Annotated in this window: 30 protein-coding genes and 4 pseudogenes; 26 read left to right on the top strand and 8 right to left on the bottom strand. The window is 28.3% G+C overall.

What is annotated here, in order from left to right; genetic code table 11:
* Positions 1-27: 27 nt before the first annotated feature.
* Positions 28-705: a peroxiredoxin gene (locus ACY3IT_RS09195; protein WP_463082645.1), complete on the bottom strand. Its 678-nt coding sequence runs from the start codon at positions 703-705 to the stop codon at positions 28-30.
* 366 nt (positions 706-1,071) lie between these two features.
* On the opposite strand from ACY3IT_RS09195, the gene ACY3IT_RS09190 reads away from it, so the two are divergent.
* From ACY3IT_RS09190 to ACY3IT_RS09095, 20 genes and pseudogenes are all read left to right on the top strand, one after another.
* Positions 1,072-2,784 (top strand): polysaccharide biosynthesis protein, encoded by a 1,713-nt coding sequence (locus ACY3IT_RS09190; protein ID WP_463082643.1) that lies wholly within the window; start codon positions 1,072-1,074, stop codon positions 2,782-2,784.
* A gap of 226 nt (positions 2,785-3,010) precedes the next feature.
* Positions 3,011-4,084: a non-hydrolyzing UDP-N-acetylglucosamine 2-epimerase gene (wecB, locus tag ACY3IT_RS09185; RefSeq protein ID WP_463082642.1), complete on the top strand. Its 1,074-nt coding sequence runs from the start codon at positions 3,011-3,013 to the stop codon at positions 4,082-4,084.
* Between the two features lie 15 nt (positions 4,085-4,099).
* Complete coding sequence (mntA, locus tag ACY3IT_RS09180; RefSeq protein ID WP_463082641.1) at positions 4,100-4,534, top strand: type VII toxin-antitoxin system MntA family adenylyltransferase antitoxin; 435 nt, start codon at positions 4,100-4,102, stop codon at positions 4,532-4,534.
* Positions 4,531-4,941: a type VII toxin-antitoxin system HepT family RNase toxin gene (hepT, locus tag ACY3IT_RS09175; protein WP_463082640.1), complete on the top strand. Its 411-nt coding sequence runs from the start codon at positions 4,531-4,533 to the stop codon at positions 4,939-4,941. The genes mntA and hepT (ACY3IT_RS09175) overlap by 4 nt, the downstream gene beginning before the upstream one ends.
* Positions 4,942-4,944: 3 nt before the next feature.
* A complete protein-coding gene (locus ACY3IT_RS09170; RefSeq protein ID WP_463082639.1) occupies positions 4,945-6,237 on the top strand; it encodes a nucleotide sugar dehydrogenase in 1,293 nt (430 codons plus the stop codon).
* Positions 6,238-6,552: 315 nt separating this feature from the next.
* Positions 6,553-6,699 carry a hypothetical protein gene (locus tag ACY3IT_RS09165; protein WP_463082638.1) on the top strand — a complete coding sequence of 49 codons (147 nt, stop codon included), beginning with the start codon at positions 6,553-6,555 and terminating at the stop codon, positions 6,697-6,699.
* 146 nt (positions 6,700-6,845) lie between these two features.
* Positions 6,846-7,823: a Gfo/Idh/MocA family protein gene (locus tag ACY3IT_RS09160; protein ID WP_463082637.1), complete on the top strand. Its 978-nt coding sequence runs from the start codon at positions 6,846-6,848 to the stop codon at positions 7,821-7,823.
* 2 nt (positions 7,824-7,825) lie between these two features.
* Positions 7,826-8,056, top strand: a pseudogene (locus ACY3IT_RS09155) (DapH/DapD/GlmU-related protein); the annotation flags it as partial.
* A gap of 123 nt (positions 8,057-8,179) precedes the next feature.
* Positions 8,180-8,302, top strand: a pseudogene (locus tag ACY3IT_RS09150) (N-acetyltransferase); the annotation flags it as partial.
* A 148-nt stretch (positions 8,303-8,450) separates the two neighbouring features.
* Entirely contained in the window at positions 8,451-8,624 is a 174-nt protein-coding gene (locus tag ACY3IT_RS09145) for a DUF5615 family PIN-like protein (protein WP_463082636.1), read from the top strand.
* Between the two features lie 16 nt (positions 8,625-8,640).
* A complete protein-coding gene (locus ACY3IT_RS09140; RefSeq protein ID WP_463082635.1) occupies positions 8,641-8,877 on the top strand; it encodes a DUF433 domain-containing protein in 237 nt (78 codons plus the stop codon).
* Positions 8,878-9,020: 143 nt separating this feature from the next.
* A pseudogene (locus ACY3IT_RS09135) lies at positions 9,021-9,662 on the top strand (NAD-dependent epimerase/dehydratase family protein); the annotation flags it as partial.
* 45 nt (positions 9,663-9,707) lie between these two features.
* Entirely contained in the window at positions 9,708-11,042 is a 1,335-nt protein-coding gene (locus ACY3IT_RS09130) for a glycosyltransferase (RefSeq protein WP_463082634.1), read from the top strand.
* Between the two features lie 4 nt (positions 11,043-11,046).
* Positions 11,047-12,255, top strand: a complete 1,209-nt coding sequence (locus ACY3IT_RS09125) for a hypothetical protein (protein WP_463082633.1) — start codon at positions 11,047-11,049, stop codon at positions 12,253-12,255.
* A complete protein-coding gene (locus tag ACY3IT_RS09120) occupies positions 12,252-13,388 on the top strand; it encodes a glycosyltransferase family 4 protein (protein ID WP_463082632.1) in 1,137 nt (378 codons plus the stop codon). The genes ACY3IT_RS09125 and ACY3IT_RS09120 overlap by 4 nt, the downstream gene beginning before the upstream one ends.
* A 24-nt stretch (positions 13,389-13,412) precedes the next feature.
* Positions 13,413-14,576, top strand: coding sequence for a glycosyltransferase family 4 protein (locus ACY3IT_RS09115; RefSeq protein ID WP_463082631.1), 1,164 nt, complete (start codon positions 13,413-13,415; stop codon positions 14,574-14,576).
* Positions 14,548-15,168, top strand: coding sequence for a GNAT family N-acetyltransferase (locus ACY3IT_RS09110; RefSeq protein WP_463082630.1), 621 nt, complete (start codon positions 14,548-14,550; stop codon positions 15,166-15,168). The genes ACY3IT_RS09115 and ACY3IT_RS09110 overlap by 29 nt, the downstream gene beginning before the upstream one ends.
* A 25-nt stretch (positions 15,169-15,193) precedes the next feature.
* A complete protein-coding gene (locus ACY3IT_RS09105) occupies positions 15,194-16,351 on the top strand; it encodes a DegT/DnrJ/EryC1/StrS family aminotransferase (protein ID WP_463082629.1) in 1,158 nt (385 codons plus the stop codon).
* Complete coding sequence (locus ACY3IT_RS09100; protein ID WP_463082628.1) at positions 16,348-16,944, top strand: sugar transferase; 597 nt, start codon at positions 16,348-16,350, stop codon at positions 16,942-16,944. Before ACY3IT_RS09105 ends, ACY3IT_RS09100 begins: the two co-directional genes overlap by 4 nt.
* 3 nt (positions 16,945-16,947) lie before the next feature.
* On the top strand, positions 16,948-17,085 hold the full coding sequence (locus tag ACY3IT_RS09095; protein WP_463082627.1) for a DegT/DnrJ/EryC1/StrS family aminotransferase: 138 nt from the start codon (positions 16,948-16,950) through the stop codon (positions 17,083-17,085).
* 3 nt (positions 17,086-17,088) lie between these two features.
* Here ACY3IT_RS09095 and ACY3IT_RS09090 read toward each other — a convergent pair whose 3' ends face one another.
* Together ACY3IT_RS09090 and ACY3IT_RS09085 are read right to left on the bottom strand one after the other, a co-directional pair.
* Positions 17,089-17,394, bottom strand: coding sequence for a DUF4143 domain-containing protein (locus ACY3IT_RS09090; RefSeq protein ID WP_463083649.1), 306 nt, complete (start codon positions 17,392-17,394; stop codon positions 17,089-17,091).
* 31 nt (positions 17,395-17,425) lie between these two features.
* Positions 17,426-17,686 (bottom strand): annotated as a pseudogene (locus ACY3IT_RS09085) (DUF4143 domain-containing protein); the annotation flags it as partial.
* Between the two features lie 411 nt (positions 17,687-18,097).
* Here ACY3IT_RS09085 and ACY3IT_RS09080 point away from each other — a divergent pair.
* Both ACY3IT_RS09080 and ACY3IT_RS09075 read left to right on the top strand, forming a co-directional pair.
* Entirely contained in the window at positions 18,098-18,388 is a 291-nt protein-coding gene (locus ACY3IT_RS09080) for a hypothetical protein (RefSeq protein ID WP_463082626.1), read from the top strand.
* A complete protein-coding gene (locus ACY3IT_RS09075; protein ID WP_463082625.1) occupies positions 18,360-18,791 on the top strand; it encodes a toxin-antitoxin system TumE family protein in 432 nt (143 codons plus the stop codon). The genes ACY3IT_RS09080 and ACY3IT_RS09075 overlap by 29 nt, the downstream gene beginning before the upstream one ends.
* A gap of 163 nt (positions 18,792-18,954) precedes the next feature.
* Here the strand turns inward: ACY3IT_RS09075 and hepT (ACY3IT_RS09070) are convergent, their stop codons facing one another.
* From hepT (ACY3IT_RS09070) to ACY3IT_RS09060, 3 genes are all read right to left on the bottom strand, one after another.
* Positions 18,955-19,380, bottom strand: coding sequence for a type VII toxin-antitoxin system HepT family RNase toxin (hepT, locus tag ACY3IT_RS09070; RefSeq protein ID WP_463082624.1), 426 nt, complete (start codon positions 19,378-19,380; stop codon positions 18,955-18,957).
* Positions 19,377-19,817: a nucleotidyltransferase domain-containing protein gene (locus ACY3IT_RS09065; protein WP_463082623.1), complete on the bottom strand. Its 441-nt coding sequence runs from the start codon at positions 19,815-19,817 to the stop codon at positions 19,377-19,379. Before ACY3IT_RS09065 ends, hepT (ACY3IT_RS09070) begins: the two co-directional genes overlap by 4 nt.
* 624 nt (positions 19,818-20,441) lie before the next feature.
* Entirely contained in the window at positions 20,442-20,624 is a 183-nt protein-coding gene (locus ACY3IT_RS09060) for a hypothetical protein (RefSeq protein WP_463082622.1), read from the bottom strand.
* 182 nt (positions 20,625-20,806) lie between these two features.
* Between ACY3IT_RS09060 and ACY3IT_RS09055 the strand changes: the two genes are divergently transcribed.
* The 4 genes from ACY3IT_RS09055 to ACY3IT_RS09040 all read left to right on the top strand — a co-directional run bounded on the left by ACY3IT_RS09055 (position 20,807) and on the right by ACY3IT_RS09040 (position 22,470).
* Positions 20,807-21,070, top strand: coding sequence for a hypothetical protein (locus ACY3IT_RS09055; RefSeq protein ID WP_463082621.1), 264 nt, complete (start codon positions 20,807-20,809; stop codon positions 21,068-21,070).
* Positions 21,067-21,405, top strand: a complete 339-nt coding sequence (locus tag ACY3IT_RS09050; protein WP_463082620.1) for a hypothetical protein — start codon at positions 21,067-21,069, stop codon at positions 21,403-21,405. The genes ACY3IT_RS09055 and ACY3IT_RS09050 overlap by 4 nt, the downstream gene beginning before the upstream one ends.
* A gap of 351 nt (positions 21,406-21,756) precedes the next feature.
* Complete coding sequence (locus ACY3IT_RS09045) at positions 21,757-22,059, top strand: hypothetical protein (RefSeq protein ID WP_463082619.1); 303 nt, start codon at positions 21,757-21,759, stop codon at positions 22,057-22,059.
* A gap of 60 nt (positions 22,060-22,119) precedes the next feature.
* Positions 22,120-22,470 carry a toxin-antitoxin system TumE family protein gene (locus ACY3IT_RS09040; protein ID WP_463082617.1) on the top strand — a complete coding sequence of 117 codons (351 nt, stop codon included), beginning with the start codon at positions 22,120-22,122 and terminating at the stop codon, positions 22,468-22,470.
* 163 nt (positions 22,471-22,633) lie between these two features.
* Here ACY3IT_RS09040 and hepT (ACY3IT_RS09035) read toward each other — a convergent pair whose 3' ends face one another.
* Positions 22,634-23,059: a type VII toxin-antitoxin system HepT family RNase toxin gene (gene hepT, locus ACY3IT_RS09035; protein ID WP_463082616.1), complete on the bottom strand. Its 426-nt coding sequence runs from the start codon at positions 23,057-23,059 to the stop codon at positions 22,634-22,636.
* A complete protein-coding gene (locus tag ACY3IT_RS09030; protein WP_463082615.1) occupies positions 23,056-23,496 on the bottom strand; it encodes a nucleotidyltransferase domain-containing protein in 441 nt (146 codons plus the stop codon). The genes hepT (ACY3IT_RS09035) and ACY3IT_RS09030 overlap by 4 nt, the downstream gene beginning before the upstream one ends.
* Positions 23,497-23,538 lie beyond the last annotated feature (42 nt).

Below are 23,538 nucleotides of genomic sequence, written 5' to 3'. Positions count from 1 at the left end.
TATTTAAATTTCTACTATTATTTTTTATTATCTTGTTAATTTCTTATGGCAGAGCCACCAATCAAAGCATTCAATTTCTCCTTTTTTAGCAGATTCAAGTCTTTCATTGGCTGTTTTTACATCCTTTGCAGGAGGAATTATTACATGGTCTTTACCAACAACTTCACTATCTGGCCAGTGAGCGGGCATGGCTACTCCATATTTGTCAGATACCTGTAATGCTTCTACTGCTCTTAAAATCTCGTCCATATTTCTTCCTACTTCTTGTGGATAGTAAAGTATTAATCTAATTATTCCCTTATCATCAACGACAAATACAGCTCTTACAGTGTTTGTTCCTTTTCCTGGATGGATTAAACCAAGCTTTTCTGCCACCTTTCCTGTATCATCTGCAATAATTGGGAATTCAATATCAACGCCTAACTTTTCTTTTATCCATTCAACCCATTTTATGTGACTGAAGACTTGGTCAATACTTAAACCTATTAATTCTGTATTGAGAGCTCTAAATTTTTCATATCTTTTTTGAAAAGCCACAAACTCAGTTGTACATACTGGAGTAAAATCTGCAGGATGACTAAAAAGTACAAACCATTTACCTTTATAGTCATTAGGAAGTACTTTCTCACCATGAGTGGTTAAAACTTTCATTTCTGGGAAAGGTTCACCAAGAAGTGGAAGCCCTTTTCTTTCAAGGTTCTCCATAATTACACCTCCTTTTTTAAAATAATTATTATTTTCAATTTTATATTATCACAAATGAAAAATTTTTGCAATATGAGATGATTTAAAAATAAATTTATGAAGATTGTCAGTAGTGACGAAAATCACTTTTAAATTACATTCTTTATGATATAATAAACAAAAAAATGTAGATTAAGAAAGATAAAATATGTTGGGGTTGAATTGGTTAGAATAATTAAAAAAACTTGGGTACGTATCTTATTGGACTGGTTTTTTTTTATAATTTCTATATTTCTTGCTTTTTTTCTAAGATTTGAATTTTCAATTCCCCAAAAGTATATCCCAATTATAATGTACGCTCTTTTAAGGGAAATTATCATATTTTTTATGTTTTATTTCTTAGTATTTAAAATATATAGAACTCTTTGGGAATATTTTAGTTTAGACGCATTAAAGGATTTAACCCTTGCACTTACTTTTGAAAAGCTTAATTTTTATCTTTTAGGTATGATATTTCCATTAGAGGGTTATCCTCGTTCTATATTTGTAATCTCCTATGTTTTGTCTCTTATAATGCTTTTTTCATTAAGGGCTTTTATAAGATGGTTTTATGAAACTTTTAAACATCCGAAACCTCTAAATAATCATTACAAAAATGTAATTATCATTGGGGCTGGTGATGCGGGAGAGAAAATATTAAGGGAGATTAAAACCCATAAGGAGTTAAATTATAACGTTGTTGGCTTTCTTGATGATGATAAGAATAAAATTGGAAAAATAATTCATGGAGTAAAGGTTTTAGGACCTATATTCTCTCTGCATCAGATTGCAAAGAATAATTCTGTGCATGAGGTACTCATTGCTATACCTTCAGCCCCCTCATCTTTAATAAGGGATATAGTTGGTATGGCTTCTAAGTTGAAAATTCCCGTAAAGACACTTCCTGGTATTTGGGAGCTTATAGATGGCAGAGTAAGTATTAACAAGATAAGAAATGTAAGAATTGAGGACCTGCTTGAAAGGGATGTAATAAACTTAGATTCGGAGAAAATAAGGGAATATATAAAAAATAAGAAAATTCTTGTAACTGGTGCAGGAGGTTCCATAGGTTCTGAGATATGTAGGCAAGTAGCAAAATATGAGCCAGAAAAACTTATTCTTCTTGGAAGAGGAGAAAATAGTATTTTTAATATAGAAATGGAATTAAAAAAATATTATCCAGATCTTTCTTTAAAATCATATATAGCAGATATAAAGGATAGAGATAGAATTTTTTATGTCTTTGAAAAGGAGAGGCCTCAGATAATATTTCATTCAGCAGCCCATAAACATGTGCCTCTTATGGAGGAAAATCCTGATGAAGCGATATTTAATAATGTATTTGGTACCATAAATGTCATGGATGCAAGTATACATGTAGGAGCAGAGAAATTCATCTTTATATCTACTGATAAGGCGGTGTATCCTGCTAACATTATGGGAGCTACAAAAAGAATAGGAGAGATGTTAGTTAAATTTTACAATAGTCATTCAAAAACCAGTTTTATTGCGGTAAGATTTGGGAATGTTTTAGGAAGTAGAGGAAGTGTACTGGAGGTTTTTAAGAAACAACTTGAAAGTGGTGGCCCTATTACTATTACAGATCCTGAGATGGAAAGATATTTTATGACTATTCCGGAGGCTGTAGGACTTGTGCTTCAGGCAGGAAGTATAGGAACTTCTGGAGATATTTTTGTGCTTGATATGGGAAAGCCAGTAAAGATTTTAGATCTCGCAAAAAACTTTATTGAACTTTCTGGGCATTCGGTTGATGATATAGGAATAAAGATAATTGGACTTAGACCTGGAGAAAAATTAAAAGAAGAACTTTGGGAAAAGGAAGAAAAAATTGAAAAAACTTCTCATCCGAGGATATATAAGATAGTTTCAAGTATGGGTATTGATAGGAATACTTTTAATAGAAAACTACAAGAACTACTGGAATCTGCAAAGAAAAGGGAAAAGAAAGAAATTGAAAGGGTAATTATAGGATTAATTCCCACATATAAAAAGGATATGAATTTAACAAAAAAAGTCATAAAAGAAAGTGGAGTATCATAGATTATACATTTCAAAACATAAGGATTAGAGACTGTTAGAAAGAGATTTTTTTATTAGTGGTAATGATTTTTGGCTATGTCTGATGATAATTTAGATTTATAAATTTTTGTGTCCTGTAAAGGAAATTGAAATAGAAAATTTGATAGATTATATAGATTATAAAGAAATTATGATATTTCTTTTATGATAAGAGGTAAGTTTATATAAAGAAAGGAAGAGAATTTAGATGGGACTTAATATAGTCTCCATTGTAGGTGCAAGACCACAATTTATTAAACTTGCTCCTCTTTCAAAAGTCTTAAGAGAGGAAGGTTTTAAAGAGACAATTGTACATACAGGTCAGCATTACGATGATAATATGAGTGATATATTCTTTAAAGAACTTGAAATTCCAGAGCCTGATTACAATCTTGGTATTGGATCAGGTTCTCATGGTGAGCAGACAGGAAAAATGTTAATAGCTATAGAAGAAGTACTTATGAAGAGAAAGCCAGATTTAGTTATAGTGTATGGAGATACAAATTCTACTTTGGCAGGTGCTTTAGCTTCTTCTAAACTTCATATAAAATTAGCTCATGTGGAGGCTGGACTTAGAAGTTTTAATAAAATGATGCCTGAGGAGATAAATAGAATTGTGACAGACCATCTTTCTGATATACTGTTTTGTCCTACAGAGACAGCAGTAAAAAATTTGGAAAAAGAAGGTATAACAAAAGGAGTTTATTTGGTAGGAGATATAATGTTTGATGCTCTTATGTATTTTTCAAGAATAAGTGAAGAAAAAAGTAAAATATTAGAAAACTTGAAGCTAAATCCTAAAGAATATTATCTTCTTACCATTCATAGGGCTGAAAACACAGATAATTATGATAGATTAAAAAATATACTTTTGGCTATAGCTCAATTTAGAAGAAAAGTTGTATTTCCTATTCATCCCAGAACAAGAAGCAGAATTAAAGAGTTTAATTTAGATAAGTATTTAGATAATGAGAATATTTTATTAATAGATCCTGTTGGATACTTGGATATGATAAGTTTGGAGAAGAATGCCTTTGCCATATTTACAGATTCTGGTGGAGTACAGAAAGAAGCATTTTGGTTAAGAGTACCTTGTATTACTTTAAGGGATGAAACTGAGTGGATTGAGACTGTAAAATATGGATGGAATACATTGGTGGGAGCAAACATAGAAAAAATATTAGAAGCTGAGAGAAATATTAAAGAAGGAGATTATGTAGATTTTAGTGATTACTATTCTGCTCCAAAGATGAAAGAGGTTGTAATAAAGGAAATTTCATAAATTACTTTGATGGTTATGAAAAAAGATATTGTTGAAAAAACTAAAGAAGAGCTAAAAGAGATTATAATAGACTATCCAGTTGATTTTGTAATAATATTTGGATCCTTAGTTAAAGGAAATTTTAGAGAAGATAGCGATATTGATATTGCAATTCATTTACAAAGAGATTTAGAACTTTTGGAGATTGGAGATATAGTTTCTCGATTAGAAACTAAATTGGAGAAGAATGTAGATATTGTGATACTAAATAATCTCTACAAGATGGATCCTGTTATGGCTTTTGAGATAATTTCAAAAGGAATGCCTATTTATTTGATAAATAAGGAAAAATTTGTTGAATTTAAATATAGGACATTTATAGAATATATGGATACAGAGTATTTGAGAAAAATGATGGATAGAGATTTAAAAGAGAGAATAAAAAATAGAAAGTTTGGAATAAGAAAATGATTAAAGAAAGAATAAAAAGATTAGAAGAAAATTTAATAACATTAGAAGAATTTAGGAAAAATACTTCATTAGAAGATGTTTTAGAAGACAAAATTAAACAATGGGCATTGAGATATGGAATTTTAGAGTGTATTCAAGAAGTAGTAGATATATCTTGTGCTTTAGTAAGTAGTAATAATTTAGGAAGTCCTAAAAATTATAGAGAATGTATAGAGATTTTAATAAAAAATGGATATATACCTGAAGATTTAGGTAAAAGATTGATTAATATGATAGGTTTGAGGAACCTACTTGTACATGAATATATGAAAATTAACTTATCTCGTTTGTATGAATTTTTAAATAATGTAGGTGATTTTAGAGAATTCATCTATTATATAGAATTAAATAAAGAACTGGAGGATTGAAAAATGAGCTTTAAAAAAATATCTGTAGTAGGCTTGGGTTATGTAGGACTTCCATTAGCCTTGGAATTTGCAAGAGCTGGAGTTATAGTGTATGGGATTGAGCAAAATCCCAAGAAAGTAGAAATGGTAAATAAAGGTAAATCATATATTGATGATGTGAAAAGTGATGATTTATTACAAGTTGTAAGAAGTGGTAATTTAAAAGCTTATGTTGATTTTGAACCTGTTAAAGATTCTGATGCAGTAATTATATGTGTACCAACTCCTCTTGGTCCTCACAAAGAACCTGATATTTCATACATAGTTAATGTTGCGACTGAGATATCCAAAGAATTAAAAAAAGGCCAGTTAGTTGTCTTAGAAAGTACTACTTATCCTGGTACTACAGAAGAAGTTTTGGTACCAATATTAGAAAAAAGTGGACTGAAAGCAGGAGAAGATTTCTATGTTGCTTTTTCTCCAGAGAGGGTAGATCCCGGAAATAAAAAGTTTACTACAAAAGATATACCAAAAGTGGTTGGAAGAATAAATCAGGTTTCTACTGATAAAGCAGCAGAACTCTACTCCCTAATAGTTTCACAAGTATTTAAGGTTTCTTCGCCTAAAGTGGCAGAAATGGAGAAACTTCTTGAAAATATATTTCGACTTGTAAATATATCTTTCATAAACGAGCTTGCAATATTGTGTAATAAGATGGGTATTGATATATGGGAGGTTATCCAAGCTGCATCAACAAAACCATACGGTTTTATGCCCTTTTATCCTGGACCAGGACTGGGAGGTCACTGCATTCCTATTGATCCCTTTTATCTCTCATGGAAGGCCAAAGAGTATGATTTTGAGGTGAGATTTATAGAGCTTGCTGGAGAAATTAATGATAGTATGCCTAAATATGTAGTACAACTTGTTATGGAAGCACTTAATAAGGATAAAAAATCAGTTAACGGATCAAAGATACTTATTATAGGAGTATCTTACAAACCTAATATTGCAGATCCCAGAGAATCCCCAGCATTAAAGATTATTCCAGAACTTGAAAGACTTGGTGGAGAAGTGGAGTATTATGATCCCTGTATATCAGAGATAAAAATAAATGCAAATGGTAACGATAAAGTGTATAGGTCATGCGAATTAACAGAAGAAAAAGTTAAAAATGCTGATTGTATATTAATTGTTACAGATCATGATAATATAGATTATAATACTATATATAATAATGCAAAAAGAATTGTTGATACAAGAAATGCATTGAGAAAAAGAGGAATTGATATAGATGAAAGAGTAATAATCTTGTAAGAGAAGATATCGATGATCTGAAGATGTGGGATGGAATATAATAAGAGAAAACTTAACGAAAAGAAATTTAAAAATTGGGAAGAGTATTTATGGGTAGAAAGTATTGGTATGAAGTTAAAGGAAAGGCTGGATGGAGGGCTAAATACGTAAAAGAAGTTTGATATTGATGAGAATACTATAAAGTTTTATCAAGAGATTTATAATGATAAGGGGAATTAACAGAGGTTCACATAAAGTATCCTGAAGATCTTGGCCATAGAAAAGTTAATAAAAATGATGTAAATTAATTAAAATTAGGAGGTTTTTAGTATTTTTATGATAACAAGAAGAGATTTAGCCAAAAAAATTATAGATTATCTTTATAGTAGAATTTCTTTAGATGAGCTTGTGGATTGGGCTGAAAAATGTTTAATGGAAGAAGACTTTGAAGAAAGTTATTTTGATTTAATAAGAGATATTTAGTTATATTGGATTATCTAATGTTCCAGCCTTTGGTCTTGCATGGGAGGATTGTAAAAATTTTTTAGAAAAACTTGGATATGGAGTTCAAATAGAGATATATGAAAAAGTTGGTAATGAATAATAGGTGAATAGGTAATATAGATAAAATGGATAAATTTATAGGACTTATAGGGCTCGGATATTGGGGTAAAAACATATTAAGGAATTTGTATGAACTTAATGTTCTTCATACAGCATGTGACTTTGATGAAAAGGTTATTGAAGAAAGAAAAAAAGATTTTCCAGATGTAAATTACACTCAAAAAGTAGAAGATATTTTTCAAAATCCAGAGATAACTTCTGTAGCTATAGCAACTCCTGCAGTAACTCATTATGAATTGGTCAAAAAAGCTCTATTGTGTGGTAAGGATGTATTTGTAGAAAAACCTATGGCTATATCTGTAAGAGAAGGAGAAGATATAGTTAAGTTGGCGGAAGAAAAGGGAAAAATTCTTATGGTAGGGCATATTTTGCAGTATCATCCAGCTGTAAATAAATTGAAAGAACTGATAAAAAATGGTGCTATAGGTAATATTCTTTATATTTATTCTCATAGATTAAATATAGGGAAGGTTAGAAAGGATGAGAATGCATGGTGGAGTCTTGCCCCTCATGATATATCTTTGATTCTTAGTATAGTAGGTGATATGCCTATTAATATATATTCTCAAGGGTTTGGATTTATAACAAAAGGGGTTGAAGATGGAATTTGGGCATCTCTTGAGTTTAGTAATGGAATTAAAGGACATATATTTGTAAGTTGGTGGCATCCTTTTAAAGAACAAAAATTAGTAGTAATAGGTACAAAAGGTATGATTGTATTTGATGATACCACTAAAGAAAAGTTGTTTTTATACCCTCATAAAGTAGAATTTAATAATGGATACCCTATAGCTAAGAAGGAAGAAATGCAAGTTATTGCTATCGAAAATAATGAACCATTAAAATTAGAGCTTCTTCATTTTATAGAATGTGTTAAAGAAAGGAAAAGACCAATAACAGATGGTTATGAAGGATTAAGGGTATTAGCTGTTCTTGAACAGGCAATAAAGTTGACAAATAAAGGTGAGAGTAGCTTAAATTAAATATGATGGAGGGATATATGTCAAATAATAAACCATATTTTGTACATGAAAGCTCTTATGTGGATGATGGAGTAGAAATAGGAGAAGGTACAAAGATTTGGCACTTTTGTCATATATTAAGTGGAAGTAAAATAGGTAAAAATTGTGTGCTTGGACAAAATGTAATGGTGGGACCAAATGTAAAAATAGGCAATAATGTAAAAATACAAAACAATGTAAGTGTTTATGAAGGAGTAGAAATAGAAGATGATGTATTTTGTGGACCTTCTTGTGTATTTACCAATGTAATAAATCCAAGGGCATTTATTGAGAGGAAGCATGAATTTAGGAAAACATTAGTAAAAAGAGGAGCTACTATTGGTGCGAATGCTACCATAGTATGTGGAGTGACAATAGGAGAATATGCCTTTATAGGAGCAGGAGCAGTAGTGACAAAAGATGTACCGCCATATGCTCTTGTAGTAGGAGTTCCAGCAAGACAGATTGGCTGGGTATGTAAGTGTGGAGCAAGATTGGATTTTAATGAGAATAATGAAGCAATTTGTAAAAGTTGTGGAAATGAATATAGAATGGAAGATAAGAAGATTATTCTAGTAGAAGAAAAAAGTTATAAATAAGATTAGGTATATGAGAGTCAAATTTCTTGCGGATGTAAATGTTGAAAAGGCAATAGTAGATTTAATTCGAGAAATGGGATATAATATCATTTGGATAGCAGAAAGTAATCCTACCATGAGAGATAATGAGGTTTTGGATTTGGCTAAATTATCTCTGATAACAAGTTTAGATTTATACCCTTGAAAGGAGAGAAATAATAATGATAGAGAATCTTTTAGAGCGAATAGAAATGAATCCTCAAATAATGTTGGGGAAACCTGTGATAAAAGGTACAAGGCTTACTGTTGAAATACTATTAGAAAAATTAGCCTATGGTTATACTGAAGAGGATATACTTAAAGAATATCCATTTATTACAAAAGATGATATAAAGGCTTCTCTCCTTTATGCTGCTAAATTACTAGCTCTTGAAGAAGAATATATATTAGGTAAATAAGGATGGAAGTATTTTGTGGACCCTCTTGTGTATTTACCAATGTTAATGAAACTATCATTTCTAAGGTTTTTAATAAATAGATTTAAAATAAAAAATAGTTAACTTTAGGTAGTTAATATAATGATTAATATGGGAGGTTATGAATGAAGGTTTTAGTAACAGGTGGTGCAGGATTTATAGGGTCTAATTTGTGTGAGGCTTTACTTGAAAGAGGATATGAGGTAGTTTGTTTGGATAATTTTATAACAGGAAAGAAAGAAAATATAGAAGAATTTCTTAGAAATCCTAAATTTAAATTAATTGAGGGAGATACTAGAAATATAGAAGTTTGTCTTGAGGCTTGTAAGGGTGTAGATGTTGTTCTTCATCAGGCTGCAGTAGGTTCTGTTCCTCGTTCAATAGAAGATCCTTTAACTACACATCAGTGTAATGCTACAGGTTTTGTGAATATGTTATGGGCAGCATATAAAAATGGAATTAAGCGTTTTGTATATGCTTCTTCGTCTTCTGTTTATGGAGATATTCAAGATTTGCCTAAAGTAGAAGAAAGAATAGGTAAACCTCTCTCTCCTTATGCAGTTTCAAAATATACAAATGAGCTTTATGCTAATGTTTTTTCAAATATTTATGGAATGGAAACTATAGGATTACGTTATTTTAATGTTTTTGGTAAAAAGCAAGATCCCTATGGACCTTATGCAGCAGTTATACCTAAATTTTTTAATGCTTTAATTAATGAAAAATCACCAGTTATTTATGGTGATGGGGAGCTCACTAGATGCTTTTGTTAGATTTTGCAGAAAAAATAAATATATTAAAAAAATAAACAAATGAAAAAGATATTAATTATAACTAATGCTCCTTTTTTAAAAGCTGGGAACCAAAGTTTAAGAAGAACGATAGAGGGTTTAGTTTCTAAGAATTACCATTTAGAAATTTGGTCGATTGCTAATATTGATGATAATATTTATATTTCTGATTTTTCTAATGTTAAGATTAACCTTTTTTTGTTTCCTCGTTTTATTAAAAAGATAATTGAAATAATCAAAAAATATTTTAAATTTATCAGAAATAATATATTAAGTATATTTAAAAGAGATAAACATATAATAAATTCTTTTTATGTTGAGGATATAGTAGAATTTAGAAATGATCATCATCAATGGATAAAAGGATTTCCATATTTAATATTTTTTGGTATTTTAATTTTTATATATGTATTAAAAAGATATAAAAATCTAAAGAAAGAGATAGATATTATTTGGGGATATGAAAGGTTTGGTGTAATTATTGGATATATCCTTTCAAAAATATTGAGAAAACCTTTTATAGCAAGTTTTCAAGGAACAGTATTGTATCCTTACGTAAATAAATATGGGAGATTAGGAACTTTTATTAAACTTCCTATTGATTATGTTGCGTTGAGATTAAAGGCTGATTTAAAGATAATGACTAATGATGGAACGAAAGGTGATAAAGTAATAAGGTTATTAGGAGATATAAAAAGTCCTATATTACATATTCCTAATGGGGTTGACTATTATGAAATTGAGAGATGTACAAGACATGTTCATAAAAATTTTAAAAGAATTTTAAATTTAAAAGATACTGATATATTAACAGTGACTGCCTATAGATTAGATAAGTGGAAAAGGATAGATCGAGTAATATTTTTCATTTCTTACTTAATAAAAAATGGTTATAAAAATGTATATCTCTATATTATTGGGGATGGACCAGAAAGGATATTCTTAGAAAATATAGTTTTGAAAGAGAGCTTAACAGAAAATATAAAGTTTTTAGGGGCAATCAATTATTGTGAAACATTAAAGTATATTAAAGGAGCGGATTTAATTTTGTCTTTTTGTGATTATTCAAACCTAACAAATACTGTTCAAGATGCAATATGTTTAGGTAAATGGATTTTTACTATTGATGATGGTTCTATTGATGAGTTATTTAATTATTTTGATCTAACGAAAGTTATTAAAATCCCATTAAATAATTTTTTAGATAATGGTGTAGATAAGTTTATTTATTGGTATAAAAATTACTACCGTAGAGATAATAATTACAATGATGTTAACTCATCTAAAATTTGGACATGGAATAAAAGAATTGATACAATTTGTAATTATATTGAAAAAACATTAATAAATAATTAATTTCATGGTTATAATATCAATTTTGATTTTTATTCATGCTGTTATATGGGAAAAATATAAAAGCTTAAGAAAAGATCTAATTGGAGTTACTCTTTTTGTTTTATTTTTTTCCCTAATCTCATTATTGTTGTTGACTTTTGAACTTAAACTTTATGGGATTGAGAATGCAGATTATGGTAGCGATGCTAATTATTATTGGAAAGCCTTCTTACATGTTTTAGATGGTATATCTCCGGACAACTATTTGGCACCTAATTATGTTAGATGGGGTGTATTAGTTTTGTTTTTATCTGTTGATAAATCTATAATATGGGTCAAATTAGCTAATATTTTATTATATTCTTTATCTTCAAATTTATTAATGATAATATTATATACTAGAATGCCTTTTATTTTTAAAAAAAGTACAAATATATTATTTTCTATTTTTACTTTAAATGGCATTATAATTTGGACTGTGATTCGTAATTTAAAAGAAACGTTTTTCTTGTTTATTTTAATTTTGGAGATTTATATGCTTAATATATTATTAGTTAAATATATTGGTAAGTACATCAAAATAATATTGATTATATTACTTATATATTTTTATTTTATATTGTTAAATGGTTTAAGACCAATGGGTGGTATACTTTCACTTTTTGTATTTTTGGGAGTTTACCTAAGTGTAAATAAGCAATTAGACTTATATAGTAAAAAAGGATATATCAAAAATTTAATAATAGTTTTTATCATATTAATTATATTTTATTTAATCTATTCCAAATTTGATATTATTATGAGTTTTCAGAAACTATTTTTGGAGGGAGACACTTGGGCATTAGAGATATCAGAAAAGTTTAGTTTATTGAGTTATCCTATCTATATACAAAGGTTTTTGTTAGGACCTGGCCCTTTTAGGTCATTAATGCAATTACTTTATAAAAATGTGTTTTTAGTTTCTACAAAGACTGGTGATATATTAATATTTGTTGGTTCTTTTGTATGGTGGATTGAGCTTTTATTTGTCTTTTATAAGTTATTGAGAAGTATAAGTTTATTAAGAAATTGCAAGTATTTTTATGATTTTTTAATTCTTTGCAGTATCTTTACAATTGCTTATTCATTTATAAGTGGAGGGACAGGTGATACGAGATTAAGGTCTATGATCTATTTCTTATCTATTCCTTTGACAATAAGTTTATTAGAAGGAAGAGGTGCAAATAAAATATGAATATTGTTATAATAAGATCAAATCAAGTAAATCCAGATCCACGAGTGGAAAAATTAGCTGAAATTTTAGTTAAAAAAGGAAATAGAGTTGTTGTTTTAGCTTGGAATAGAAATGAATTTTATCTCCCCTCGGAGCAGATAGTTAATTTATATAATTTCTTTTATAAAATAATTAGAGTGAGAATTCCTGGTGAATATGGTAAGGGTCTATCTAATTTATTTCCTATTTTAAAATGGCAAATGTTTTTATTTTTATGGTTAGTGAAAAATAAGAATATTTATAATATAATCCATGCATGTGATTTCGATACTATTATTCCTTCGATTATTGTTAAATTATTATTTAAAAAGAAAGTAATTTATGATATATTTGATTATTATACTGACTCTTTTAAGATACCATTTTTCCTTAGACCAATTATAAGATTTTTGGATAAAATAGCTATGAAAATTTCTGACAAAATTATTCTTTGTGATGAAATTAGATTAAAACAGATTTCTTTTTATGATTTAAAAAAAATAGAAATAGTTCAAAATATCCCAAAAGATTTGCTTTTTTACTTTAAGGGTAACCCCAATTATCTATTTAGGAAGAATTGTAATTTAACTCTTGCTTATGTAGGTATATTACAAGAAGGAAGATTTATAAAAGAAATGATAGAGATTTTTAAGAAACATTTAGAATGGAATTTAATTATTGGAGGATTTGGACCTTTAGAAAGTGAAATAATAAGAAATACGAGGGAGAATATAATATTTTTAGGTAGGTTATCATACATAGATGCACTTAGAGTATATTACGAATCAGATGCAATTTTTGCGATTTATGATCCTTCAGTACCAAATCATAAATTTTCAAGTCCTAATAAGCTATTTGAAGCAATGATGTTATCAAAACCGATTATTGTGGCTAAAGGTACTGGAATTGATAAATTAGTTATGGAAGAAAAAATAGGTTTAATTGTTGATTATGGTAATATAAAAGATACTGAAGATGCAATTAGAAAATTAGAAGATAAGTTATTTAGAGACAGTTTAGGACTCAGAGGAAGAAAACTTTACGAGAGGAAATATAATTGGCAATTTGCTGAAAAGAAAGTTATAAATATATATAATGAATTGAATAACAATTAAATATTTTATTTTATAAATAAAAAAATGAGAATTCTTCATATAGTTGGTGACTCAAAATTTGGTGGGGCATCAGTGTTAATTCTGAGGTTAGCTCAGAAAGCTAAAGAATTTGGTTGGCATGTTGATGTATTAACTACTGATGCTACATTTAAAAAGGTTTTAAGAGAAAGTGATATAGGAGTAATAGATTTAGATGTTATTTGGAGAGATATAAATCCACTTAAAGATTTATGGGGGTTATATAATCTTTATAATTTTCTCAAAAATAGTAATTATACTATTGTTCATACACATACTTCTAAGGGGGGATTTGTTGGTAGGCTTGCTGCATATTTAGCAAAAGTTCCAATCATTATTCATACTGTTCATGGTTTTGCATTTCATGAACAATCATTTTGGCTTGAGATTAAGATTTTTTCTTTCTTGGAAAAATTAGCAAGTCATTGGTGTGATAGAATAGTTACAGTAAGTGAATTTCACAAAAAATGGGCATTAGAACTAGGTATTGGTGATGAAGAAAAGGTTATAGCAATACCTAATGGAATTACTGAGGAAAGAGTTATTCCTAAAAGACAAAAGTCTGAAATTCAGAAAGAGTTAAATTTAGAAGGAAAGAAGGTTATCTTATTTACTGGAAGATTGGCCCCTCAAAAAGGATTAGAATATTTGCTTAAGGCTGTCCCAATTTTGGTTTCTAAAGTAAATAATTCTTTTGTTATTCTTGTTGTAGGAGATGGTCCTTTAAGAGATTATTTAGAAGAATTGGTAAGAAATCTTAGAATAGAACAATATGTTAAATTTTTAGGATTTAGAAGTGATATAGGGGATTTGTTAAATATTAGTGATATAGTTGTTTTGCCAAGTTTGTGGGAGGGATTGTCTATTGCTCTACTTGAGGCTATGGCTGCAGAAAAGCCTATCATTACGACCACAATAGGAAGCAATTTAGAGGTTGTTAAAGATGGAGAGTCAGCTCTTTTAGTTCCTCCTAAGAATTCACAGGAATTAGCATATGCAATTATTAAGCTTATAGAAAATCCAGATTTAGCAGAAAGATTAGCGAGAAGAGCAAAGGAGAGATATAAAAAATATTATACAGAGGATTCTATGCTTGAAAAATATATGAATTTGTATTTTTTCCTTTATAATATTAATAGGAATGGAAAACTTAAAATTAAGAAAAGTTAAATATTCAGATATAGATAGAATTGTAGAAATTCATAAAAAAGCATTTCCTAATTTTTTTATGACACAACTTGGAGATAAATTTCTCAAAAAATATTATGAATTAGTTTTAAGTTATTCTCTAAATATTTTTTTGGCTATCGAAGAAGAAAAATATATCGTAGGGTTTATAGCTGGTTTTTTTAATTCTTCTTATTTTTATTCTCTTTTAAAAAAACATAAATTTGATTTAGGTTTGGCAATATTACCAACATTATTTATTAAGCCTTGGTTAATATTAGTAATCTGGGGTAATTTTATACGTGTAAGCAATCTTTCTAAAGAAAAACCTATTAAAACCATGAATATATGCGAATTAGCTTCTATTGCTGTCGATCCTAATTATACTGGGAGAGGTTTAGGGAAAATGTTGGTGAAAACTTTTCTTGAGATATCAAAAAAAATGGGAGCTAAATTTGTTTATTTAACTACTGATGCTAAGAACAATGATGCAGTTAATTATTTTTATCAATCTTTAGGTTTTGAGTTATATCGAACTTTTAGAACAAGATTAGGACGTATTATGAATGAATATCGTTATTACTTTGATAAGTGAGCTTTAGAGAAAGGAGATTACAGTTATGAGGTCTACATTTCTTCCCTTTTCCCCTCCTCTTATTGAAGAAGAGGAAATAAATGAGGTTATAGAAACTTTAAAATCAGATTGGATAACTACTGGTCCTAAAACAAAAAGGTTTGAAGAAGAATTTAAAAATTATTTTAACGCACCCTCTGCTTTAGCTCTTAGCTCTTGCACGGCTGCTCTTCATATAGCTTTAGTTACATTAGGAATTGGTCCTGGAGATGAGGTAATTACAACACCTATGACTTTCTGTGCTTCAGTGAATGTTATTGAGCATGTAGGGGCTCGTCCAATATTGGTTGATGTAGAACCAGATACTCTAAATATTGATCCAAATAAAATAGAACCTGCTATAACTTCAAAGACAAAAGCAATTTTACCAGTGCATTATTCTGGACATCCTGTAGAATTGGACTATATCTATGATATAGCGAAAAAATATAATTTATTTGTCATAGAAGATGCTGCTCATGCTGTTTCGGCAAAATATAAGGCAAGATATGTTGGTTCTACCAATAATCCTGTATGTTTTAGTTTTTATGCTACGAAGAATATAACGACTGCTGAGGGAGGTATGCTTACTGGAGATCCAGATTTTATTGAGAGGGCAAGGATAATAAGTCTTCATGGGATGAGTAAAGATGCGTGGAAAAGATATTCTAAAGAAGGAAGTTGGTATTATGAAGTAATTTATCCAGGATTTAAATATAATATGACAGATATACAAGCAAGTATAGGATTATGGCAACTAAAAAAAATAGAAAGATTTCAGAAAAGAAGAAGAGAAATTGTGAAAATGTATAATGATGCTTTTTCAAAAGAAGAAGCATTAGAAATTCCTGTAGAACGACCTTATGTAGAGCATGCATGGCATCTTTATGTTCTTAGATTAAATCTTCAAGCTTTAAAGATAGACAGGGATCAATTCATAGAAGAATTACATAAGAGAAATATTGGAACATCTGTTCATTTTATACCAATTCATATACATCCTTATTATAGAGAAAAATATGGATATAAACCAGAAGATTTTCCGGTTACATATACAAATTACCAAAGAATTATTAGTTTACCTTTATATCCTCGAATGACAGATCAAGATGTTTATGATGTAATAGAAGCTGTCTTAGATATAGTTAGAATTTATAAAAAATGAGGAAATGCAAAAGATTTTTTGATCTATTTTTTACAATATTAGGATTACCATTTTTGTTTCCTCTCTTTGTGATAGTTGCTTTGTTGATAAAGATAGAAGATGGTGGTCCTGTGTTTTTTGTGCAAAAGAGGATTGGTTATAAAGGGAAAGCTTTCTATATGTGGAAATTTAGGACGATGGTTATTGATGCAGAGAAAAAGGGAGGTCTAATTACTGTTGGTAAAGATCCAAGAATAACAAGAATTGGATATTATCTAAGAAAATTTAAGCTTGATGAATTTCCTCAGTTATTTAACGTTTTAAAAGGAGAGATGAGTCTTGTAGGCCCAAGGCCGGAAGTTGAGAAATATGTAATGTTATATAATTCTGAGCAAAGAGAGGTATTAAATCTTATTCCTGGTATGACTGATCCAGCATCTATTAAGTATGTAAATGAAAATGAAATTTTGGCACAAGCAGATGATCCTGAAAAAGTATATATTGAACAAGTAATGCCAGAAAAGATAAGGCTTAATCTTGAATATGCCGAAAAAGCTACTTGTTGCAGTGATTTTTTAATAATAATTAAGACATTTTTTAGAATTTTTGAATAATATATGCTTCCAATTACAGAAAATATTTCAAAAAGAACATTAGCATTACCTTTTCATAACAATTTAAAAGAGGAAGAAATAGAAGAAGTTGTGTCAACTTTGGCAAGAGTTATGGAAAGAAAAACTAATATATTATTATAACCACTAAGGAATAGCAATTACTTTTGAGTGAAGATATTTTATTGAATCTCCATTGTAAATAAGCACTCCTCTTACAGAATTTGGGCTTTCTTTAATAAAGTCTAAAAGATTCTTAATATCTTTCATAGTAGGGTTTTCTGTATGTTTAATCTCAAAAGCAAGGATTTTTCTTCCCCATTTAATGATGAAATCTACTTCTTTGCCAGATATGGATCTGTAATAATATAGTTTTCCTTTTTGGAATAATAAGTTCTGAATATGCTTGAAGATTAAGAAAGAGCACAGCCTCAAAGAAATTCCCAAACTCACAAGCAATTTTTAAGCTTTCTTTGTTGTGATATTATGATAGGTAAGCACAAAAAGCAGGATCTATAAAGAATATTTTTAATGATTTTATAATTCTTTTTAGTCTGTTGGAAAAATTTGCAGGGACTTTTCTAATTATATTTAAGATTTCCATAAGTTTTATATATCTATGAACAGTAGGTTGACTTATTCCTATTTCTCTTGCTATTTCAGTTTGATTAATTATATTTCCACTTCTTAGAGCTAAAGCTGATATAAGTTTTCTAAAATCAAGAAGGTTATCTATTTGAGAGAGAGCTTTAAGATTTCTTTATAAATTATGTTTTTTATATATCCTTCCCACCATACAAGGATAGATTCTAAATTATTTATATATAATAATAGTGGCATGAAACCTTTTAAGATAAAGGGTATAGGATTAACTCTTTCTAAAGTCTCTTCTTTGGTAAAGTTTTCTTAACATAAATTAAAAGATTTATTTATATAAGATCTTTAATTTATAGATATGTCATAGGGAATATCTCAAAGTAAATAGTTCTTTCTGTAAGACTTTCAGAGATTTCTTTAAGAGTAAGGTATTGTATTTTAATTCATAATCTGAATGATTTTTATTCATGACTTGAATGTTAATACAAATCTTATGGAAAAGCAAACTATTGATTGAAGTAATAAGTAATATGCTATAATTTAAGTTGAGGTGATAGAAATGAGTATAACTGAAGAATTAATAAAGAAGATAGCTAATGATTTAGGTATTGATTTTGAGGATATTACTAAGGAAAGTTTAAAAGCTTTCTTGCAAGAAAAAAGAAGGAGGATAAAAATAGATATTTTAGAGATTCTTGATAGGTATAAAGTAACCTCTTCAAGAGAACTTGAGGAAAAGATCTTTAAAGAAGAAGTGCCAGAACATCCTGCCTGGGAGGACTTAATTCTTTTAGAAAATCTTGAGGAGACACTTAAAATAATTGAAGAAAATATTAGAAATATACCTTAATTTGTTAGATATCATATTAAATGAGTTTAGTTCAATTGTTGAATATGGAGAAATAATTTATACACAGAGTCAAGAACCATTGAAGTTACGCATATACTTTTATGATGAAAGTTTCTTAGATATTTTTTATTCAAAGTCAGGAAAGTATTCATATCATTGGGAGAGAAGATTTATTGATAATTCTATATATAGGCATGATAATGCTCCTCATAGAAATTGGGAGAAAATAAAGACTTTCCCAAAACATTTTCATAATGGTTTAGAGGAAGATGTAATTGAGAGCTATATTTCAGATGATCCTGAGGAGGCAAATAGGGATTTTTTAAATTTTATAAGAGGTAAAATACTGAAAAAGAATGATTTAGGTATTGATTATGGGAATATTTCAGAAAAGAAAGATTAGGATATTTCGTTTCAAAGATAATAAAGAAGATGTCAAAGATTGTTTTTAGAAGAAAAGATAAAAAATAAATATTCACACAAAAATAAGAGACAGATTATATTGAGTGAGAAGCCTTATAAATGGAAAAGAAAAATTGGATATCTTTAACTTAGGAAGCTTAACTTTAAAATTTAGGTAAATACTCCTTAATAGAGAGAACAAAATTTTCTATATCCTTAAGATCTGATTTTATTATTTGATATAGCTCTTTATCGCTAACTAAATGATACATATGGACTAATCTATTTCTATATCCTGCCATTTGAATTAGTTTTTCTCCTAACTTTTTGTCTACTGCTCCTATTTCTACTAATCCTTTAGCAATAGATTTATATTCTGAGGAAAGATCTATGTATCCACTTTTTGATAAGATATGCCGTCCTATATCAAAAATGGCTTCTAAAGTTCTTCTTAGGAAACTTTCACAAGCTGCAGTATAAAGATTTTGAGATAAAAAAGTTTCCTCATCTAATTCAGCTAATTTATATAGTTCTTTTAGAAATGAGTTTATCATTAATAATCTTTCATTTATAAAATTCTTATTTATCATTTTTTAACCTTGTATTTTTCAAATGCTTCCTCATAGAATTTATCTAACACATATTTGAAATCTGCTGATCTTCTCAGTATCATCATTTCATAATTTTCTTTAAAATCATCAGAGATGCTGTATACACATATTCCCTTTATAGCTTCAAACTGGAAAACTGAATGGCATTCCTGAAGAAAAACTAAATCCAATTTGTATGGTTTAAATATATCTTCCATTTCATTATATATATTTGAATACAGTTTGTATCTTTCTGGTATATCATCAATATTTTTATTAAATACTATTCCTACATCTATATCTGTTAATGGATCTTTTATTTTTACCTCTTCATTTTTTAAAATCTTTAATGCATTATCTTTCTGACTTCCAAAAAGATAGCAAAGGGCAATATTGTATTTTTTACAAATCTTTATAAGCTCTTGAAGTTTATCCATATTAATATTCTCCTCAATTAGATTATATCATAAGCAAATTTTAACTTATAATTACCTCTTTTATGGAGATTTGAAAAGTAAAAATAAGCTAATCTCTTTTTCTTTCCTCTATCTTTTTATATAACTAATCCCCTGTTTTCAACCTTATTTATATTTTGAACAGTCTCAATTTATACTATACATTTGTAATTATTTTGTTTAAGTTAGAAAACTTTTCCTTAATAGAATATTGTTGTTTGAAATTATCTAATATCATCCCAACTTTCTGTTCAATCAAACAGATATAATCTCCTACTCTTTTGAATCGCATGGCCTCGCCTAGCCAAAGAAACATATCTATTGCTGCTATTATAGGGATTACAATAAAAAAATTAACAAAACAACAGCATGTTGTTTATTCCATTGGGTAAAACCTACTGATATAAGAATACCTAAAATAGCAGCACCCCAACTTAGGGCACTAAACATATTAATACTTGCCTACTTACTTTCTTCTCTTAGACTTTTATATTCTTCTGCAAGTATTGATAAATATTGTTTTAGATCATCCATTAAAATACCTCCTTCTAATAGAATATTATCATTAAAACTATATTTTATTTTATCAAATCAATAAGTTCCATATTACTTAGATATTTTTGATATATCATTTGTTCTAAATTTTAGTTTAACTTTAATTTTAGAATCACTTTCTAATTCTTCCTCCAAAGTAGATGAGCCTGAAAGAATAAATTTCATCTTTCTCTGAGTTTTATCTACAGTGTTTTTTAAAGCTAAAAGAATATTAGGAAACCTTTTGAGGTTCATCTATAATGATTTTTTTAGATCCTATTCATAAATAGTAAGGGATTATATTTTAATTCATAATTTGAATGATTTTTATTCGTAACTTGTTATTGTATTAATGTCATAATTAATGTGCTATAATTTAAATTGAGATGAATTAACATGATTTTCATTTTTTTGAATAGAATAAAAGGAGTGAAATAATGAGTATATTAAAAAAGATTCCAAAAGAAGAACTGAAAGCTATTCTTCTTAGAGAGTATAAGAGAAGATTTCGTTTGTATAAAATTGTAGATGAGAAAATGAAGAAGAAATATAATATGTCATTTGAAGAATTTGAGAGGATGGGTATAGTGAAAGAAAAGGGGTACTCTTGGGATGTAGAAAATGATGCTATGGAGTGGGAACACGCTATTGAGGGAATTAGATATATACAAGAGAAGATAAAAGAATTAACATCTGAATGACAATTGATGAAATATTAAAAAATATATATAGCTTGAAAGTTAAATATGATTTAAATCTTCTCTTCTTAGATTATACTGATATAACACTTTTATGTAGATTAGGATTTTCTTATGATATTTTTATTCAGATTTATGTGAATATTAGAAAAAACAAAGTTAATTTGGCTTTAGTAGTAAAAGATAATAGGATTTATGGAATAGATAGAGAAGGTGGATTTATGCATGAACATCCAATAGAAAGTCCTGAGCTTCATATCCCTCATGAGTCTGAGGTATCCATTGAAGATTTTATAATAAAGAGTATAGATATTTTAGAGAATTTAGGTTTATTGTGAATACTTAATAAAGAATTACTAATAGAAAAGATAGGAAACTATATTTCTATACTTTTAAACTTATCTGCCAAAATTATATTTTAAATTAGTGATGCTATAAAGTTTTTAGACCTTTTAGATTGGAAGTAGGATACTTTAGAATTCATGCTTCTGTTAACCATCTCCCTCATACTTCTTCCTCTTCTACATACCTTCTCATTTCTTTTCTGTAAAACCCCCAGCTTAGCATACAAGTTATCAGATGTAATGTGCTATAATTTAAATTGAGGGTAAAAGAAGATAGCTAATGATTAAGGAAAGTCTAAAAGCTTTCTTGCAGAAAAAAGAAGGATAATATAGGAGGAGAAATTAATGACTTCTATACTCCCTTTAAGTAATGAAAAAATTAAGGTTATAGCAAAAGAACTTGGTTTATCTGAAGATGAATTGATGAAACAAAGTTTGGTAACTTTTTTAGAAAGAAAATTAAAAGAGATAAAGGCAGAAATTTATAAGATTATGAATAAGTATATGATTTCATCAATTGAGGATTTTGAAAGGCTTTATGAAAAAGTGAAAATAGAGGAAAAAGACTCTTTTGAAGATTTTAAAAGGCTAGATCATTTAGAATTTAAAAAAGAAGAGATAGATAAAATCTTGAAAGAATTAAAGTGATTATAGATACTGAAAAACTCAGAGATATTATAGAAACAGAATATAGTGACATTGTAGAGTATGTATCATTTACCTGATATAAATGAGATAAGAGTTTTCTTAATAGATAGTAGTTTATTGGATATATGGTTTTCTCTTAAGCTAGTGGGAAGATATTCATATCATTGGGAGAGAAGATTTATTGATAATTCTATATATAGGCATGATAATGCTCCTCATAGAAATTGGGAGAAAATAAAGACTTTCCCAAAACATTTTCATAATGGTTTAGAGGAAGATGTAATTGAGAGCTATATTTCAGATGATCCTGAGGAGGCAAATAGGGATTTTTTAAATTTTATAAGAGGTAAAATACTGAAAAAGAATGATTTAGGTATTGATTATGGGAATATTTCAGAAAAGAAAGATTAGGATATTTCGTTTCAAAGATAATAAAGAAGATGTCAAAGATTGTTTTTAGAAGAAAAGATAAAAAATAAATATTCACACAAAAATAAGAGACAGATTATATTGAGTGAGAAGCCTTATAAATGGAAAAGAAAAATTGGATATCTTTAACTTAGGAAGCTTAACTTTAAAATTTAGGTAAATACTCCTTAATAGAGAGAACAAAATTTTCTATATCTTTAAGATCTGATTTTATTATTTGATATAGCTCTTTATCGCTAACTAAATGATACATATGGACTAATCTATTTCTATATCCTGCCATTTGAATTAGTTTTTCTCCTAACTTTTTGTCTATTACTCCTATTTCTACTAATCCTTTGGCAATAGATTTATATTCTGAGGAAAGATCTATGTATCCACTTTTTGATAAGATATGCCGTCCTATATCAAAAATGGCTTCTAAAGTTCTTCTTAGGAAACTTTCACAAGCTGCAGTATAAAGATTTTGAGATAAAAAAGTTTCCTCATCTAATTCAGCTAATTTATATAGTTCTTTTAGAAATGAGTTTATCATTAATAATCTTTCATTTATAAAATTCTTATTTATCATTTTTTAACCTTGTATTTTTCAAATGCTTCCTCATAGAATTTATCTAACACATATTTGAAATCTGCTGATCTTCTCAGTATCATCATTTCATAATTTTCTTTAAAATCATCAGAGATGCTGTATACACATATTCCCTTTATAGCTTCAAACTGGAAAACTGAATGGCATTCCTGAAGAAAAACTAAATCCAATTTATATGGTTTAAATATATCTTCCATTTCATTATATATATTTGCGTACAGTTTGTATCTTTCTGGTATATCATCAATATTTTTATCAAATACTATTCCTACATCTATATCTGCCAATGGATCTTTTATTTTTACCTCTTCATTTTTTAAAATCTTTAATGCATTATCTTTCTGACTTCCAAAAAGATAGCAAAGGGCAATATTGTATTTTTTACAAATCTTTATAAGCTCTTGAAGTTTATCCATATTAATATTCTCCTCAATTAGGTTATATCATAAACGGACCTT

The sequence above is a fragment of the Dictyoglomus sp. GBS genome, assembly GCF_055179815.1.
Note: the sequence above shows the minus strand (reverse complement) of the source record. Positions and strands in the feature narration are given on the sequence as shown.